General features: G+C 52.6%; 18 protein-coding genes. 12 read left to right on the forward strand and 6 right to left on the reverse strand.

What is annotated here, in order from left to right; all coding sequences use genetic code 11:
* Positions 1 to 1313: 1313 nt before the first annotated feature.
* Positions 1314 to 1901, forward strand: a complete 588-nt coding sequence (locus NNL21_RS27245) for a guanylate kinase (RefSeq protein WP_204820512.1) — start codon at positions 1314 to 1316, stop codon at positions 1899 to 1901.
* 130 nt (positions 1902 to 2031) lie between these two features.
* On the opposite strand, the gene fdhD is transcribed toward NNL21_RS27245, so the two are convergent.
* From fdhD to NNL21_RS27260, 3 genes are all read right to left on the reverse strand, one after another.
* Positions 2032 to 2820, reverse strand: coding sequence for a formate dehydrogenase accessory sulfurtransferase FdhD (gene fdhD, locus NNL21_RS27250; RefSeq protein ID WP_204820699.1), 789 nt, complete (start codon positions 2818 to 2820; stop codon positions 2032 to 2034).
* 6 nt (positions 2821 to 2826) lie between these two features.
* Complete coding sequence (locus tag NNL21_RS27255) at positions 2827 to 5184, reverse strand: FdhF/YdeP family oxidoreductase (RefSeq protein ID WP_204820513.1); 2358 nt, start codon at positions 5182 to 5184, stop codon at positions 2827 to 2829.
* A gap of 133 nt (positions 5185 to 5317) precedes the next feature.
* Complete coding sequence (locus tag NNL21_RS27260; RefSeq protein ID WP_204820514.1) at positions 5318 to 5686, reverse strand: Na-translocating system protein MpsC family protein; 369 nt, start codon at positions 5684 to 5686, stop codon at positions 5318 to 5320.
* A gap of 194 nt (positions 5687 to 5880) precedes the next feature.
* Here NNL21_RS27260 and NNL21_RS27265 point away from each other — a divergent pair, with 194 nt between their 5' ends.
* From NNL21_RS27265 to NNL21_RS27305, 9 genes are all read left to right on the forward strand, one after another.
* A complete protein-coding gene (locus NNL21_RS27265; RefSeq protein ID WP_204820515.1) occupies positions 5881 to 6363 on the forward strand; it encodes a glutathione peroxidase in 483 nt (160 codons plus the stop codon).
* Between the two features lie 55 nt (positions 6364 to 6418).
* The gene (locus NNL21_RS27270) at positions 6419 to 6991 is read left to right on the forward strand and encodes a PadR family transcriptional regulator (RefSeq protein ID WP_204820516.1); all 573 of its coding nucleotides are present in this window, start codon (positions 6419 to 6421) and stop codon (positions 6989 to 6991) included.
* Positions 6992 to 7096: 105 nt separating this feature from the next.
* A complete protein-coding gene (locus tag NNL21_RS27275; RefSeq protein ID WP_204820517.1) occupies positions 7097 to 7780 on the forward strand; it encodes a queuosine precursor transporter in 684 nt (227 codons plus the stop codon).
* 207 nt (positions 7781 to 7987) lie between these two features.
* Positions 7988 to 8716, forward strand: coding sequence for an HAD family hydrolase (locus tag NNL21_RS27280; RefSeq protein ID WP_256555512.1), 729 nt, complete (start codon positions 7988 to 7990; stop codon positions 8714 to 8716).
* The gene (locus NNL21_RS27285; protein WP_204820518.1) at positions 8695 to 9597 is read left to right on the forward strand and encodes a hypothetical protein; all 903 of its coding nucleotides are present in this window, start codon (positions 8695 to 8697) and stop codon (positions 9595 to 9597) included. Before NNL21_RS27280 ends, NNL21_RS27285 begins: the two co-directional genes overlap by 22 nt.
* Positions 9598 to 9694: 97 nt before the next feature.
* Positions 9695 to 10621 (forward strand): DMT family transporter, encoded by a 927-nt coding sequence (locus NNL21_RS27290; protein WP_204820519.1) that lies wholly within the window; start codon positions 9695 to 9697, stop codon positions 10619 to 10621.
* 402 nt (positions 10622 to 11023) lie between these two features.
* Positions 11024 to 11512 carry a hypothetical protein gene (locus NNL21_RS27295; protein WP_204820520.1) on the forward strand — a complete coding sequence of 163 codons (489 nt, stop codon included), beginning with the start codon at positions 11024 to 11026 and terminating at the stop codon, positions 11510 to 11512.
* Positions 11513 to 11669: 157 nt separating this feature from the next.
* Entirely contained in the window at positions 11670 to 12215 is a 546-nt protein-coding gene (locus NNL21_RS27300) for an STM3941 family protein (RefSeq protein ID WP_204820521.1), read from the forward strand.
* A 6-nt stretch (positions 12216 to 12221) separates the two neighbouring features.
* The gene (locus NNL21_RS27305; protein ID WP_256555513.1) at positions 12222 to 13169 is read left to right on the forward strand and encodes a Gfo/Idh/MocA family protein; all 948 of its coding nucleotides are present in this window, start codon (positions 12222 to 12224) and stop codon (positions 13167 to 13169) included.
* Between the two features lie 83 nt (positions 13170 to 13252).
* Here NNL21_RS27305 and NNL21_RS27310 read toward each other — a convergent pair whose 3' ends face one another.
* Positions 13253 to 13645, reverse strand: a complete 393-nt coding sequence (locus NNL21_RS27310) for a c-type cytochrome (protein WP_256555514.1) — start codon at positions 13643 to 13645, stop codon at positions 13253 to 13255.
* Positions 13646 to 13828: 183 nt separating this feature from the next.
* Between NNL21_RS27310 and tatC the strand changes: the two genes are divergently transcribed.
* Positions 13829 to 14566 (forward strand): twin-arginine translocase subunit TatC, encoded by a 738-nt coding sequence (gene tatC / locus NNL21_RS27315; protein ID WP_204820523.1) that lies wholly within the window; start codon positions 13829 to 13831, stop codon positions 14564 to 14566.
* A 17-nt stretch (positions 14567 to 14583) separates the two neighbouring features.
* The gene (gene tatA / locus NNL21_RS27320) at positions 14584 to 14778 is read left to right on the forward strand and encodes a twin-arginine translocase TatA/TatE family subunit (RefSeq protein ID WP_204820524.1); all 195 of its coding nucleotides are present in this window, start codon (positions 14584 to 14586) and stop codon (positions 14776 to 14778) included.
* 199 nt (positions 14779 to 14977) lie between these two features.
* Here tatA and NNL21_RS27325 read toward each other — a convergent pair whose 3' ends face one another.
* On the reverse strand, positions 14978 to 16693 hold the full coding sequence (locus NNL21_RS27325; RefSeq protein ID WP_204820525.1) for a GMC family oxidoreductase: 1716 nt from the start codon (positions 16691 to 16693) through the stop codon (positions 14978 to 14980).
* 20 nt (positions 16694 to 16713) lie between these two features.
* Positions 16714 to 17496 carry a gluconate 2-dehydrogenase subunit 3 family protein gene (locus tag NNL21_RS27330; protein WP_256555516.1) on the reverse strand — a complete coding sequence of 261 codons (783 nt, stop codon included), beginning with the start codon at positions 17494 to 17496 and terminating at the stop codon, positions 16714 to 16716.
* Positions 17497 to 17592: the final 96 nt, after the last annotated feature.

Here is a 17592-nt window from a genome sequence, read left to right on the forward strand (position 1 = left end):
CTAGAATTCTAACCGCAGCTGTAACGCCAGAAAAGGGCGTTATAGCAGGAGGGAGCAGCGCAGGAATAGTCTGTAACGCCGCTTTTGGGCGTTACAGAATGTGAATCCAAGCCCAGCACCTCCGGTCAGCAGCTGTAAGACCAGAAAAGGGCGTTACAGCAGGAAGGAGCAGCGCAGGGATAGTCTGTAACGCCGCTTATGGGCGTTACAGAATATGAAACCCAAGCCCAGCATCTCCGGTCAGCAGCTGTAAGACCAGAAAAGGGCGTTACAGCAGGAGGGATCAGCGCAGGGAAGCCTGTAACGCCGCTTTTGGGCGTTACAGAATGTGAATCCAAGCCCAGCACCTCCAGTCAGCAGCTGTAAGACCAGAAAAGGGCGTTACAGCAGGAGGGAGCAGCGCAGGGGTAGTCTGTAACGCCGCTTATGGGCGTTACAGAATGTGAATCCAAGCCCAGCACCTCTGGTCAACAGCTGTAAGACCAGAAAAGGGCGTTACAGCAGGAGGGATCAGCGCAGGGATAGTCTGTAACGCCGCTTATGGGCGTTACAGAATGTGAATCCAAGCCCAGCACCTCCGGTCAGCAGCTGTAAGACCAGAAAAGGGCGTTACAGCAGGAGGGATCAGCGCAGAGATAGCCTGTAACGCCGCTTTTGGGCGTTACAGAATATGAAACCCAAGCCCAGCACCTCAGGTCAGCAGCTGTAAGACCAGAAAAGGGCGTTACAGCAGGAAGGAGCATCGCAGGGGTAGTCTGTAACGCCGCTTTTGGGTGTTACAGAATATGAAACCCAAGCCCAGCACCTCCGGTCAGCAGCTGTAAGACCAGAAAAGGGCGTTACAGCAGGGGGGACCATCGCAAGGGTATTCTGTAACGCCGCTTTTGGGCGTTACAGAATGTGAATCCAAGCCCAGCACCGTCTACCACAAATACAAATATATGTTCACGCGGACGACCTGCAGAACCCATTGATTATTTTAACAACGCCAGATCCATCATCATTGGGGATTGAAGATGAAGGAATGCGCCGCGGATGCCGTAGAATCATTCTCCTGCAAGGTACCCGTAATAAGCTGGTTTATCAGGTCAGAAGCTGCGCCGACTCTCAAGGTCGGCGTAATTTGCATGAAATTAATCGGTATTGGGCGGTAATTGGCGAAATTAGGCGATATGTATAGTGATATTTATTTTTACTCATAAATATGGCCGAATATTGACGATTTTGCTTTATTTTAAGTATAATGATGGTATACTCGTGTTCCCATATAACCCCTCTTCTTGCTTAGCGGAACGCTCAAGGAGGTTGTGCGAATGGTTGAGCTTAACGATCGCGAACTGATCTTCGTGTTCACCGGGCCTGACGGATCTGGCCGCAAGACCGTAGCGGACAGCGTCGGTACGACATTCGGGATGCCGAAGGTGCTGTCTTACGCGACGCGAACGCCAAGACCTGGAGAAGTGAACGGGCAGGATTATCACTTTATCACCCCCGAGCTGTACGATCTGATGGAGGATGGCGGCGAGTTTATTGAGAGTGTTACCCTCCAGAACAACCGCTACGGACTGCGGGGTATCGACATTGAGCAGAGCTTTCAGAAGGAAGGATGCATCTACCTGGTCCTGAATCCCGAAGGCGCGGAGCTGTTAAAAGAGATGTACGGGGATCATGTCGTTCGGATCTTCATCTATGCCGACCGTAAGACGGTCGAGAGCCGGGAACGCGAACAGGGGATTAACGAGGAGATCATCGCCGATCATCTGGACAATTACGAGATAGCGATGGCGTATCAATCCTCATGTGAGCATGTGTTTGAGAATTACGATCTGGCGCACACGGTATTCGATATTACGAATACATTGGAAGATTACCTGCAGCGGGATCTGGTGGAGAGAGACTAAACATGATACGGATGCATACCGATTGAAAGCCCGCCCCCGGTTAGAGGAGCGGGCTTTTGCATGTTGTTCGGAGCAGCTGCTCTTCGTATCATCCGGTTGGAGCGGCAATGCCCGGAAGCCGCCAGCTTGCTCAGGAGCCAATGATCCGCTGCGGCTGGGTGTACACATTCATCTTCTCTCCCCGCACGAATCCGGCGCAGGTAATGCCCAGATCGTGCGCCAGCTGAAGAGCCAGATCGGTTGGTGCCGATTTGGAGAGTATGATGCCGACGCCGATCTTAGCCGCCTTCAGCACAACCTCGGAAGAGAGGCGGCCGCTGAAGGCGATGATGAGATCGGTGGTGCGGATCCGGTTCTGCAAGCAGTAGCCAAGCAGCTTGTCGAGCGCATTGTGGCGGCCGATATCGGCGCGTACGGCCAAGAGAGACTCTGTCGTACAGATGGCGGCGTTATGCAGACCGCCGGTCGCTTGGAATTCCGCAGAGCTCTGCTGCAGCAGCCGCATAAGTCGAATGGCTTGGCCTGCGGACATCTTCATCTGGGAGGTGGAGGTGCGGGCGGTACGGACATCGTTCATGAAATAGAACTGACGGCTCTTCCCGCAGCAAGAGCCAATGAACCGCTTGGATACGTCGGTCTTGGCGGTGGACTGCTTATGCTTCAGCTCTGCATAGATATAGCCCCGATCCTCATCGATCTTCAGTGAGGCGATATCGTCGATCGTCCGAATGATGCCTTCCGAAGCGAGAAAGCCAATCGCCATTTCTTCCAATGCGGACGGCGAGCATACGATGGTTGCAAATTCTTCCCCATCCAGCTGGAAGGTCAGCGGATATTCAGCTGCAATTTCGTCATCGGTCTCAACTGCTGCATCACCGTCAATCTTCCATATGCGCCAATTTGTCGTCGATTCTAGCATCACCGGTTACCCTCCGATCAGATCCGTCTCCAGCTCATCGATTCGTTTCTCCACATACCGATTATCCTTCAGTGCATGGAACGCTTCCGCCTTCTCCAGCACGACCGCCGAATTATATTCGGGTATGCCGGCCATCGGCTCGTAGACGCCCTTCTGGAAGAGGACATTACCCTCCGGCCAGAACAATTCCAGATTGCCCGGCGCTACATCGCCCGTCTTCGCCCGGCCATGGAAGATGCCGTGACGGTTGTAGACCACGATCGCATCGCCATCGGCAATACCGAGCGCCCGCGTATCCGTCTCGCTGACAATAACATCATAGCGGTCAGCGTCCGTAAAGGGGTCCGTATCGCTGTAGATCATGGAATTGAACTGCTTGCCGCGCCGTGTCGTCGCATAGAAGTGGCCCTCCGGCTTGCGCAGGTCGGGCAGCTCGACGGGAATCAGCGTACCCCGCCCATCCGGCGTCGGACAAAGGCCGTCCTCGCAAAGCCAAGCGCCTCCCCATTGAAACACGTCTCCCTTCTCGCGCAAATGTTGAATGCCGTCATAATTCGGTGCAGTACGGGCGATCTCGTCACGGATGGCTTGCGCATCCGGGAAGGCGATGATCTGCCGCTGCTCCGGAAAGACGCGGGCGGCCAAATCGCAATAAATCTGCCATTCTGCACGCGCTTCGGGCATTCGAGGACCTTCGATCTCCGGAGAGAAATAGACCATCCGCTCCGTCGAGGTGGATGTGCCGCCGCCGGGCTGCTCGTAGCGGGTCATCGCCGGCAGGACAATCACGGCTTCGCGGGCGTCCGCCAGTGTGGAGGTGTTGAGAACGATATCCTGATGCACGCGAATATCGACGGACTCCAAGCAGCTGCGCACAAAGTCAGGCTCTGGCATCGTCTCCAGAAAATTGCCGCCGGATGTATAGAAGAGCTTTAGCTTTCGTTCATGCTCCTCCGGAAGCAGCGCATTCTCCAGCGATACGCCGATAATGTCGCCTTGCCATCGCGGCAGCTCGAAGCCCCATTCACGCTCGATACGAGGGATATCCTCGCCCTTGAACTCGCCGCCGGGCAGGCTGAACGGATCCGCGCCCATCTCGCCCGAGCCTTGTACGCCGCTATGGCCGCGGATCGGCATGAGTCCGCAATATTCACGGCCAAGAAAGCCGCGGAGCAGGGCCAGATTGGCGACCTGCGAAATATTGTCCGTACCGAACCGGTGCTGCGTCAGCCCCATGCTCCAGACAAATACCCCCGATTTGGCATGGGCCAGCATCTCGGCGAATTCCGCATTCCGCGCTCTGGACATGCCGGAGGACTTCTCCAGCTGTTCCCATTCCTGAAGCTCCACATGTGCCTTAAGCGTCTCATAGCCGTTCACATGCGCTTCGACGAACGCATGATCCACGGCGGAGCCCGGCTGCTCGGCTTCCATTGCAAACCAATGCTTCATGACGCCGTGCATGAACGCAATGTCGCCGCCGATGTTCACTTGATAGAAATCATCGGCGATGCGCGTGCCGAATAGAGCGGATTCCGGTATAGAAGGCACCCAATACCCGTCCATCGCGGGTTCCCGATAAGGATTGATGACGATAATCTTGGTTCCTTTGCGTTTGGCTGCGTACATATATTTGGTGGACACCGGCTGATTGTTAGCGGCAACGCTGCCCCAGAAGACGAGGACATCGGTGCCGATCCAATCCTTGTAGCTGCAGCTGGAAGCGCCGATACCGACTGAACGCTTCAGTCCGGTCTTGGAGGGCGAATGGCAAATGCGCGAAGCATTATCGATATTGTTCGTGCCAAGAAACCGGGCGGTCTTGGCCGCGACGTAATAGGACTCATTCGTAATTCCGCGTGCCGTCAAGTAGAAAGCAAGCTGCTTGGGGTGGATGCTGCGGATTTTGCCCGCGATCAGATTCAGCGCCTCGTCCCAAGAAAGCCGGCTGAAGCGGCGTTCGCCTGTGCGGCGGATAAGCGGATAAGGGAGGCGGCCAAGCTTGCGCAGCTGCGTGCTGTTCATCTGCTGCAGCTCATCGATATCCGCATGAAGGATCTCCGGCTTGATGGCCGGCATCGTGTTCAGCCGAAGCAGGTTCAGCCGGGTAGTGCACAGATGCGGTCCTTCCAGCGTCTGGTCATACAGCCCGGACACGCCGAGCGCGCAGCCGTCGCAAACGCCTTGCGTCAGGATCCGATAGGCATAGGGCAGATTATCGCGGTTCTCGGCCATGACTTTCAACGTGTCGCGGATGTGATGCGGTTTGATGCGTCCGAGTCCGAACGGTACTTTGCTGACCCACAGCTTCGGATCCGGTTTGCCGGGCAGCTTGATGCGCCCGGAATGCTTGGTTGTGCCCATGATATGACCCTCCTATAATTCCAATAAAAAAACCGTCCGGTACAACAATTTTTCGGGAAGGAAAAATTATCGTGTCCAAACGGTTAGTCTCTTGCAGGTGCGCTGCTAAGTTCCAACATATATGATAGCCATTTCATGATTCATCCGTAGATAAGAGAACTTGAATGTCTCGGTCGAATACGAAGATGGACATGCCGAAGTCCTTGTCGATATCAATATCGACGAACAGCTCGACGAATTTGGCTCCGAGCAATTCCTCCAGCTCGATGGGAGGGTTGCTGCGGTACATGTCCTTCACCATCTGCGTCCGTGCTTCGCGAAGCATCTGCTTCCCGTCGCTTGCAGAGGCAATGAATTTCTCTACCGGGGAGAGGTTGCCCTCCATCTCACAGATGGCCCAATTCTTGCAAAAGGTGGCCGTGATCCGTGCAGGGCCTTTACCCATGTGGCGTTTCCGGTAGGCCTTGACCAGGTTGCAAAATTCGGCTTCAAGTTTGTTCATGATTGTCGTACCTCACATCCACAGAACCGGTGACAGGAGCACTGTCCCGTGTCATACGGCGGGGAACCTTTTCTTTTGTTCATCTTAACAAGAAAGCGAATTCATGGCAAGGTGAGTTTCTTCGGGCAATTGTTCAAATGACAACGAATTGTTTACAATGGAATAGCGTCTATGAATAGGTGAGGTGAGTCCTAATGAATGTGTACGATTTCCATGTGCGAACGATACGGGGCGACGAAGTTTCTTTAGCGGACTACCGGGGCCAGGTGCTTCTCATCGTGAATACGGCTACCAAATGCGGCTTTGCGCCGCAATTCAATGAAATGCAGCAGTTATACGATACGTATAAGGAACAGGGCTTTACGGTGCTGGGCTTCCCGTGCAACCAATTCCGTGAGCAGGAGCCCGGAAACGATAGCCAAGTGGAGCAGGCGTGTCAGTTGAACTTCGGCGTCAATTTTCCCTTGTTTGCCAAGATCGACGTGAACGGGAAAGAAGCGGATCCGTTGTATGTCTACTTAAAGAAAGAGACATCGGGGCTGTTCGGCTCGTCGATTAAGTGGAACTTCACGAAATTCCTGATCGACCGGAAGGGTCAGGTTGTGAAACGGTACTCACCGACGACCAGACCGCTCAAATTCGAGGACCGGATTGTGAAGCTGCTCGGTACGCATTGATTGAACTGCTCGGTACGCATTGATTGAACCCCGTTAAGGAGTGGACTAACCGAAAATGAATGCTTTATCCTACGCCTTGCTCAGTATGCTGTTCCGGAAGTCATGCTCAGGCTATGAGCTGATGAAGATGATGGGCGTGTTCTGGCAGGCGAAGCACAGTCAGATTTACCCGCTTCTGGCGAAGCTGGAGCAGAAAGAACTGGTTACCTACGAGCATGTGGGACAGACGGGCAAGCCGGATAAGAAGCTGTACTCCATTACTGACCTGGGAACAGCGGCACTCAAGGAATGGATCGATCACAGTCCGGCTGCCGTACCTGTACAGCGCGATGAATTTCTCATTAAGGTCTACGCCATCGGCTTGTCCGATCCGAACACCGCCATACAGTTATTCGAGGAAAGAATCGCAATGTTAATGGAGAAGGCAGCCTATCTACAATCTCAGGTAAGCGAAATGGATGAGCTTATGAACGGCATGCTGCCGGGCATGAACGACAAGCATTTTGGCCGTTACTTGCTCTATCAGCGGAGAGTGTTGACCGGACGCGAAGAAATCGAATGGTGCAAGTGGGCCATGTCCTTAATTGCCAAGCCATCCGGGCAGGCGCGTCCGGCAGCGGAAGAATAAGGTGGTTAACACGCCATGCCGTCTATGCTATAATGCAACAAGCTCCGCATGGGGGCCGCGGTTCGAAAACTCCCGCGTTATCAAAACTAGGAGGATTAATGTAATATGTTTAACTTTTCATGGGGCGTATTGTTCGTTATTGTGAACTTTGCGCTGTTTCTCGTGTGCTATCGCGCATTCGGGAAGCAAGGGCTTTATGCATGGGTAGGGATCGCGACCGTGCTCGCCAACATTCAAGTGGTGAAGACGATCGAGATGTTCGGCTTCGTCATGACGCTTGGCAACACGATGTACGGGACGATTTACTTGACCTCCGATCTGCTAAACGAGAAATATGGCGAGAAGGAAGCCAAGAAGGCCGTTTGGTTCGGCTTCTTCACACTCCTCATGACGATGATCGTTATGCAGATGGCGTTGAAGTTTCAGCCGCAGGCGTCGGATTTCGGGCAGAAGCCGATGGAGGACATCTTCGGCCTTATGCCGTGGATTGCGCTCGGCAGCTTGTCGGCTTATTTTGTAAGCCAGTTCCTCGATGTAAGGATTTACACCTTCCTCAAGAAAGTGTTTCCTGCACCCAATCAGCTGTGGATTCGTAACAATGGCAGCACAGGGATCAGCCAGTTGGTCGACTCGCTCGTCTTCTGCACGATTGCTTTCGGGAGAGCGGGCTATACCTGGGAGGTTTGGTTCGAAATTTTCCTGACGACGTATGCCATTAAGTTTGTGATCTCCATGGCATCGACGCCGGTTCTTTATATCGCGCGAAGCTTCAAATTCAAATCCGAATAAAGCGGTGCATGGTTAGTTACGTGACCGGCACGGAAGAAAGCGGCAGGAGTGAACGGCACTCCTGCCGCTTTTTGTTGTGATCCCGCCTTATGCGGTACGCGTTACAGGTCGGTATACCATCCGCCGCCTTGCAGCATGCATGTTGTAAATCGCTGTAATTATAAGTAAGCTTTATGGAAATGAAGTGTGAAACGGGGAGGCGAATCTGTGTACGCCAGCAGCTTCAGCAACGTTAGAGGGATCATTTTTGATATGGACAATACGCTGCTTCAGTCGAATATCGATTTTGGGGCGATGAAAAGTGATATTTATGAGTATTTGATGCAGAACGCCGTACTAGAGAGCGGCTTTCCAGTGAAGGAGCATACGACTGCGACTTTGATCGAGCACGTCAGGCAGACGGGCAAGCTGACCGATTCGCTGTACTATGCGGTCATGGATATCGCAGCGGAGCATGAGCTTCGAGGGATGGAGGGCGCGGGTCTCGAACCGGGAGCAGAGGAGCTTCTGGCTGTTCTGCACCAGAGGTACCAGCTTGCTATCGTGACGAATAATTCAATTGCCGCGGCCCGCGAGGCGCTTGAACGCACCGGGATCATCTCTGTCTTCGACCTGGTCGTCGGCCGGGAACAGATGGCGTCAATGAAACCCAATCCGGCTGGCTTTGTTGTGGTGAAGGAGACGCTTCGTTTTGTGGGCAATGATCAATGGCTGTCGGTGGGCGATGCGTGGATCGATGGTAAGGCGTCAGCCGATGCGGGCATCCCCTTCATTAGTTATCGGACGGGGCTGGATGTCATGCATGCTCGCGGTGTTCGGCCGATTGGACGAATAGACCGGTTGAGCGAATTAATCCCATTGCTGGAGAAGCAGAACGAAAGCGATTCAACGTATACGGATCAGGAGGGACCGATATGCGGAACAAACAAAGGCTGATTGCCGCTATCGCAGTCTGCGTACTTGTTGGGGTGTTCATCGCTTTCAGGCTTCTGAACGGGACGTTAACGGCTTCAACCATTCATATCGTTGAGAAGAGTGAGGATCCAAGCGGCGAAGAGAGATGGATTCAGGCTTATGATCCGAATAATCAAGAGAAGGAGCAAGCCTTCAGGATCATGGTCAAGGACCGGACGGCCTGGAATCTGCTGGAGGTGGGTAACGAATATTTTGCATCTTATGAACGAAGAAGTGATAACGATGTTTACAAGCTTCGCAAGGCGGAGCCGGATGCTGTAAGAGATTCGTCCAATGGTACCGGGCCAGCCGCTATTAACGGCAATGTGGCGATCAATTCACCGATGACGATCTCCAATACACCGATTCCGGGCACGAACAGCACGCTCAAGCTCCGGCTTGTCGAGGGCAGCTATTCCGAGGACTGGCAGCCGGGCGCCTATCAAGGCACGGTCTACGAGGGGGAATTCATCTTCGAGGTGCAAGATGAGGTCGGCAATACAATCCAAACGACGGCGCTAAACCAATTTTATAATGAGCCGCTTACCTTCACGCATCTCTTCCTTCTATCACTTGATGATTACAATGGGGACGGTCTGCTGGACTTTACATTGGGTCAGCATGGCAACAGCAACGGTAATGAATACCGGATCTTCAGCGTGCAGCCGGATTTCAGTATCGTCGAGCTGCCGGTTCCAGGCTCAAGCTTATATGTCAGCGGCGGGACGGGAGATAAATATTCCATCAAGCTGGAGGCCGAAGAAGGCGGTATATTGCACTATTCCTACTACTCGCAGGAGGAAGGGAACTACGTTCAAAAGAAGCTGGGCTGGAAGGATGGAGCGTTCGCCGAGATGAAATAACAGTGGTGTATTTTCTTCTAACCGATCGAATCGAATTCATGATATGATGATGCCTGATTCTAGAAAAAGATGTATCGGATAGGAGATTATTCGCCGCATGGATAAAAAATGGATCTATTACGCAGGCCTCGCTGCAGTTGCGATAATTTGGGGGGCAAACTTCGGTGTATCCCGGCTTGCGATGGAAACGTTCGACCCGATCTTGTTTACTTTCTTAAGGTTCGGGCTGGCTGTCCCGTTCTTCTTCCTGCTGCTTAAGCTGAAGGAGGGAAGCATCGGGATATCATTCAAAGATGGTCTTCGGCTGGCCATCATCGGTCTTGTAGGTGTCACGGGGCTTGAGATCGCATGCATGTATTCCATCAAAATGACGACGCTCGCGAACGCTTCGCTGCTCAACGTGGCGCCATGGCCGATATTCGCGGCATTGTTTGCCCCATTATTCATGCGTGAGCCAATCTCTTCCCGGTTAATCGGCGGCGGCGGAGCCGCTATCGTGGGGGTCTGCTTCATCATTCTTGGCGGAGGGGAAGGCCTTAGTCTCTCCTCCGATAATATGATCGGTAACCTGCTTGCTTTTGGCATCAGCATTATCGGCGCTCTGTACAACGTAGCCTGCATGCCGCTGATGAAACGCTATTCCGCGCTGCGGGTCAGCACATGGCTCTCTTTCTTCGGCAGTCTATTTATGTATCCACTGACGCTCGGCTCTTGGAGCAAGGTGGATTGGAGCGGATTAACGGCAGGAAGTTATATGGCGATCGCCTACAATGTGCTGATCTGTACCGTGTTTGCCTTCATCGTATGGAATGCGTCGATGTTCAAGGTCGGTGCCGCGCGCGCGAATTTCTTCCGCTATGTCGTTCCTGCGGCTGCTGTAGCAGCGGGTTATCTGATGTTCGATGAGACGATAACGGGCTGGCAGCTGATGGGTACGCTGTTTATGGCCGCCGGACTCTTATGGATCAGTATGGAGAAGCAGAAGGGGGCGCCTTCCCTATCGGCTCCGGCTGCCAGGGGATAGCAATAGTAGATAGCGGAGAATGACATCGTGGCTGTTATAAGATGACAAGAACATATATCGTTAACCGGAAATGACATGAACGTTATCAGACGTATAATCATAGCACAGAAAGGACCGTTAGGATGATCAACCCTGACGGTCCTTTCTTATTTTCCCTGATAATATGATAAGAAGGTATAGCCTCTTTCATATACCTGTTTTAAAGGAAGCAGCTAGTTAGGGCTTACGCCATGGCTGGTTTTGTGTTGTTTCGTGGAATGAACAGAGTGCCCAAGTTTATCTATTCGGGCCGTCATTCCTCTTGAAAGTCATTATTGACGGCAGCCAGAAGGTGAGAGTAGAATTAACAAGGGTTTCTTACATCACCACATATCGGGCTACGGAGCGTGCTGCTGAACCATTATGAACATGAGATTATGGGCTATTTGCTGCTATGTCGCATTCATTTATTGGCTTTCCCTACATATTGCGCCGATGAAAATGCTGTTCTATCCCACGTTAGGCGCGTTCTGCTTTCTATTCATGTCCCGCACGGATTATAAGGGGATCGGCAAAATATCATTGGGAGCGTTCGGAGCTTCTATCATCGGTACAATCATTTATACCGTTACAATCGTCTACACTTTCATACCGGACATCCTTGCTCTATTTATCAATACGCTCGTCATTATTCGATTAATTCAGAAGTGCCGGCTTAATGCGCCCCCGGTGCTCGCCGTTTCGTTCATTCCGTTCTTTGCCGGAGGAAGCGGGGCCTCGATATGGTATATTCCTCTGTTTGTCGGCGCATCGCTCGCTGGATTGACGCTGCTTCTCATGGGGGTGGACTGGGTAGAGAAGACGCAGCGTTCCTGGGTCACATCCAGAAGCGGCGTTACGGAAGCGGAATAACTATGAAGACCGAAGCTTGTTCCCCATTAGAGAAGGAGGGACAAGCTTTTTTCAGTTTCCTCTGACTAATCAACAGTGATAAATTCGTGCTACACTCCCTTGCCGGGCGGGTAATTTGCCATTAGAGTGAATGAAAGGGAAAGGGAGGTGACACCGAATGCATACAAGGAATGAGGAGCTCGTTTTTTATCCCTCACCTAGGAAGCTGCTGGGTTTGAGCGCAGCTGCGATTATGTTCGTCCTGATTGGCGGGGTTATGATCGGGGTAAGCCGGAATGAGGAAGATTCGTCTGTTAGTATCCTGATAATAGGGCTGGTAAGCGTCCTTTTCTTTGGGCTATGCCTGATCTATCTTCTGTATCGCTTATTAAACCGGAAACCGTCTGTTGTACTGAATGATCAAGAAGTTGTGGATGATTCCTCTTACATAGGCGGCGGCCGGCTGCGTTGGGATCAGATTGAAGAGATTATGCTGTATGATTTTATGGGACAGCGGTTCATTGGAATTAAACTGTTGGATACGCCTGCGTTTCTGTCCCGGCAGAGCGGTCTCAAGAAACTACTCATGAAGCTCAATCGAGGGATGGTGAAGGCTCCCATTAATATCGCGCAGCAGGGGATAACACTTCCTCTTGAGGAGCTTTATGAGCTAATGATCGATCGTTGGGAAAGATCTGTGCAATCTAATAAGGCGAGGGAGTGATCGGTCGTGAGTTCAAAACGGGTTGGCATGATCGGGATCGGCGATATTGCCCGTAAAGCCTATTTACCGCTCTTGGCTGTGCATCGCGGCATCCAAATCGCAGGCTTGATGAGCCGTAACCCAGATACGGTAAGCGAGGTAGCGGAGCAGTACCGGATTGAAGGCCGGTTTACCCGCTTGGAAGAGCTGCTGGAGCAAGAGGTCGATGCTGTATTCGTACATAGTGCGACGGAGACGCATTACGACATCGTCATGCGCTGCTTGGCGCGCGGCGTTCATGTGTATGTGGACAAGCCGCTTTCCTACGATATCGGGCAATCCGAGGAAATGGCGGCAGAAGCGTCCCGGCAGGGGAAGCTGCTCGCAGTAGGCTTCAACAGACGATTCGCTCCGATGGTGCTGCGAGCCAAGGAATGGATCTCGGAGGCTGGTGGAGCGGGAACGATACTCGTTCAGAAAAACCGGATCAAGCTGCAGGGGCATTCGGCTAAGGAGACCCTATACGACGATGCGATTCATGTCATCGATTTGGCGGCATGGCTCGCCGGCGGTGCAGGCGACGGGCCGCAGCTATCGGCGGGATCGGTTCGCAGCAATGATAAAGGGCAGCTGTTATCCGTATTTGGCATGATGCGCGGGGAAGACTCGGGCTGCGTATCTGCATTTTCCATGGAGCGATGCTCGGGAGTGGATGCGGAACGGCTCGAATGGCATGGAGGCGGCCGGACAGCCATCGTGCAGGACTTGGAGCACGCGGTGCTGTCAGAGCCCGGGATTGGCGGGCGAACATTGACCTTCGGAGGCTGGGATTCCCATTTGTATCGCAGAGGGTTCGCCGGGATCGTGGATCACGTGCTTGCGGTACTTGATGATCCGCTGCGGTGCACGGTCCGCGCAGATCAGGTGCTCGGCAGCCACCGGTTAGTGGAGGCGCTCCTGTCTGAACGAGGTTAAAGGGCCATATGGAACAAGAAGAAGGATAGATCCCTGCGCTGCGGATGGATCTATCCTTCTTTTGTGTGAAGTCATGGCCGCAGTTACTTGTGCGAAGCAAGCCAATCGGTCAAAGCTTTGATATCCTCTTCGCTGAGACTGTTCTTAAAGCCCGGCATACCGCCGCCGCCGTCAGCGATCTTGGCTTGGATTTGATCTGCGCTCATACTGCTCCCGACCTTCTGAAGGTTCGGTCCAACGCCTCCGGCGAGATCCGCGGCATGACAGCCGACACAATTCTGCTTGTACACATTCTCAGCGGTTGCGTTGACCGTTCCTGCATTGCCTGCGTTGCCTGCATTGCCAGCATTGCCAGCATTGCCGGTATTCCCTGTATTACCGGTGTTCCCCGTATTGTTAGCGTTATTGCCGCATGCGGCTGCAATGATCAGGAGCAGTACCGCGCCAATCATGATGAGCATCATTCTTTTCTTCACTAACAGCAACCCCCTTGAATGTCGGTTCGATATTAGATTTCCCCTTTTTTTTACTGCCATGCACGCAAATTAAACATCCTTAATTAGCGCGTATAAGAGGAAGCCGAATGGATAAAATAAACTCATCCTTCATGAAAATGTTGGGACAACCGCATATAATTTGCAACTGGGGGTCTGCCTGGCATGGAAAACAATGAAGAGCTGATCCGGCATCTGACCGAGCTCCGCAGACGAATCATCATCGTCATATGCTGTTTCGCGGTTACTCTTGGCGGGGGGCTGTACGTCTCGCCGCAAATTTTGCTCTATATCAAAGCGCAGCCTGCAGCGGTACCGATCGCATGGAACGTCTTCTCCTTTACGGACGGGCTGTTCATCTACCTCCGTTGTGCCTTCATCTTCGCCGTGCTGTTCACGCTTCCCGTATTGCTGTTCCATACGTGGGCCTTCATCCGGCCTGGCTTGACGGAACGCGAGGCGAAGGGAACGCTCGCGTATGTCCCGGTCTCCTTTTTGCTGTTCTTGAGCGGGATCTCGTTTAGCTATTTCTTGATCTTTCCGATGATGCTGCGTTTCATGATGCGGATGAATCAAAGTATCGGTGCTATAGAAACCTATGGAATCGACCGCTATTTCGCCTTCCTGTTCAATGTCGTTTTTCCGCTGGGCATTGCTTTTGAGATGCCGCTCATTATTTTGTTTCTGACGCGGCTCGGGCTGCTGACGCCAAGCAGGCTTCGCAGCACGAGGAAGTATGCTTATGTCGGCCTTGCCATCGTCGGCTCCTGCATCTCGCCGCCGGATTTTGTCTCGCATCTGTCCGTTACCATCCCGTTGATCTTGCTGTTTGAACTGAGCGTCCTCATATCCGTGAGGTACTATAACCGCAGAATAGCCGCTCCCTTGCCAACCGGCGGCTAACGAAAGGAGAATGTAAGATGTTCAACAATATTGGAATATCGGGGCTCGTCATTATTTTGCTGATTGCGCTTATCGTGTTCGGTCCAGCAAAGCTGCCCCAGTTAGGAAGAGCGTTCGGCGACACGCTGCGGGAATTCCGCAACTCGACGAAAGGGATCGTCGATGAGGATATCATCGAGGCCGCTAAGGAAGAACCGAAGAAGCTGAATTAAGACACTGCAAGAGGCGATACTGATATGGCACACAAGAAGGCAGTCCGGCAAGGGAATGATCCACTCCCATGCAGAACTGCTTTTTTTTGCGTCAACGATTGTGGTCGATTGACCACCCTCATGCAGCGAAACACCGCGCGCTGTGCATAAACGAAAGAAAGGCACCGCGAGCGATGCCCTTCTTTCATTTGAGCGTATACTACTCCACTAGACCGCCTTTGGTCCGGTATTTCAATATGCCTTCAGCAGCTCTGTACGCGAGCGCGCCAACCGTTCCTGTCGGGTTATAGCCCGCATTCTGCGGAAAAGAGCTGGCACCGACGACGAAGAGATTGTCGGCATCCCACATTTGCGAATAGGAGTTGACCGCCGATGTTTCGGGAGACGAGCCCATAATAGCGCCTCCCGTGTTGTGCGTCGACTGGTAGGTCACGATATCATAGGGACCCAGTTCTTTTAAGGAATCGACGTGGTTGGCGCCCATTTCCTTGAGGATTTCACCGCATTTGCCGGCAAGGAACTTAGCAAGCTCGCGATCCTGATCTTCAAAGTCGAAGGTCAGACGCATCAAGGGATCGCCGAACGTGTCTTTATAGGTAGGATCTAAGTCTAGAAAGTGATGCCGATATGACATCGAAGACCCTTGACCTCCAACGGAGAGAGCGCGGTTCGCGTATTTAAGCGAGTTGTTCTTGAACTCGGGCCCCCATGTGGGCGACCCGCCTGGAATCGGATTGTTCAAGATCGGACGCTGACCAGTTTGGCTGAGCGATATGGAGCCGCCATGGATAAACTTCAAGTTTGAGTGATCGAAGTTATCGCCGTTGTAATCATCGATATTGACGCCTAAGGCTCCTGCGCCTGCGAAATTGTTGAATTGTTCCTTCTCGAAAAAGCCGACGGAGGCGCCTTTGATAACCTGATAGGCATAGTTTTTCCCGATGACGCCCGTTCCGGTGCTTGGATTATAGGGCTTCCCGATGCCGGACATGAGCAGCAAACGGACGTTGTTGAATACATATCCCGTCAGTACGACGATATCGGCGGGCTGCTCGATTTCTTTACCGGTCGTGACGTCTGTGTACATGACCCCCGTCACCTTGTTCCCGTTATGTAGGATGCGCCGCACCTGGGAGTGGGTCCGGATTTCGAACTTACCGGTTTTTTTGGCGACCGGGATGACCGTTACGACCGGATCCGCTTTAGCTCCGTATTCGCATCCGAAGCGCTCACAATACCCGCAATATTGGCAGGCCGCTCGAGAGATGCCGTCCGGATTCGTATAGGTTTCCGACAGGTTGGCGGAAGGCATCATATACGGGTGCAGCTTCATCTTGGTCGTCGCTTCGACGAACTTTACCATAGCAGGCGACTTGATCATCGGAGGTGTTGGATACGGATTGGACCGTTTGCCCCCAAGCGGATTCTCGTCACCTGATATACCCGCCATTTTCTCGAATTTGTCGTAATAAGGCTCAAGCTTGTCATACGTGATGCCCCAATCGAGAATGGTCATGTCGGTTGGGATTTTGTTCTTTCCGTAACGTTCGATCGTTTTGCTGCGGATTTCAAAATCATACGGCAGAAAGCGGTAAGTCTGCCCATTCCAATGTACTCCGGATCCTCCTAAGCCGTCGCCGATCAGGAACGATCCGTACTGCCGCATGGGCAGCGCACGTATTTTCTCATTGCTGCGGAAGGTGACTGTTTCCTTGGATAAATCCTGCATCAGGTCGTAGCGGACTCCGTAGCGGAGCTCGTCATGGACCATGTAGTAATCTTCCGTCTTGCGTGAGCGTCCTTTCTCCAAGCCGACGACGTTCAGGCCCCCCTTGGTCAATTCGGAGGCTATGATGCCGCCGGCCCAGCCGACGCCTACAATGACAACATCTGTTTTCGGTAATTTTGTGGCCATGTGTGAAATCCCTCGTTTCGCTATTTGGCCGCCATATGATCTTGGAGGCTGCTCGGGGCAATGGTTTTGAAATCTTTGTCAATAATCGACGTAAAGCTCATTTGGTTGCCGGGGTAGTTGCGCATGCGCCATCCGTCCATATTTGCATTGCCGCCGTAGAGCGGATCGCTGTATACCCCTTCTAAAGTGTTGCTGCGTAATATTTTGAAAAACCCGCTGGGGGAAATGGTTGTAATTTCAACGGCATCCTCTTCGAACGCTTTCAACACTTCATCCTGCTGCTCGCCAGCCAGCTGAGAGAAGCCCTTCTGAAATTGGGCTTGGCTGTAGTTCTCCATTTCCTGCAGGGCGATATCGTACATTTCGCGCCTCTTCAGATGGCCTTGATAGCCCTGGACCTTCTCGCCCTTGAAATAAGGGGGAGACATATATTCCCTGCCGTTGAAACCATAGTCGCCGGCTAATTGGTGATCGATAAAGAAAGCGACCCCCAGCTCCTTTGCTCCAGGTCCATTCGCATCTTTAGGGAAGATCCGCTCAGTCGCGGCATCCACGATCGAGAACTGCTCCTGGTTGAAAAACATCAACGCACGGTTGTAGTTGGCCGGCACAGCCGGTTTTTCCTCTGTCGGTGCAGGTTCGGGCGCCGCAGGCTCCTTAGCCTTCCTTCCAATGATACTGCCCAGTGCGCCGCCCACGACGACCCCGCCTATCGCAAATCCCGCGTTGACGAGAAATCGTCTGCGTGAAGGTTCTTGTACGTCTTGTTTAGCGGGTTCTTTGTGCTCGTCGTTGTTTTCCAAATCGTTCACCTCCTGTTTGTCATCTCCGTTATTATTTTCCACTGGGATGCGTTTATACATTCGGAAGGGAAGGGGATGATAAATTATAAAATTATT

The sequence above is a fragment of the Paenibacillus mendelii genome, assembly GCF_024498075.1.
In the GTDB taxonomy this organism is placed as follows: domain Bacteria; phylum Bacillota; class Bacilli; order Paenibacillales; family Paenibacillaceae; genus Paenibacillus_Z; species Paenibacillus_Z mendelii.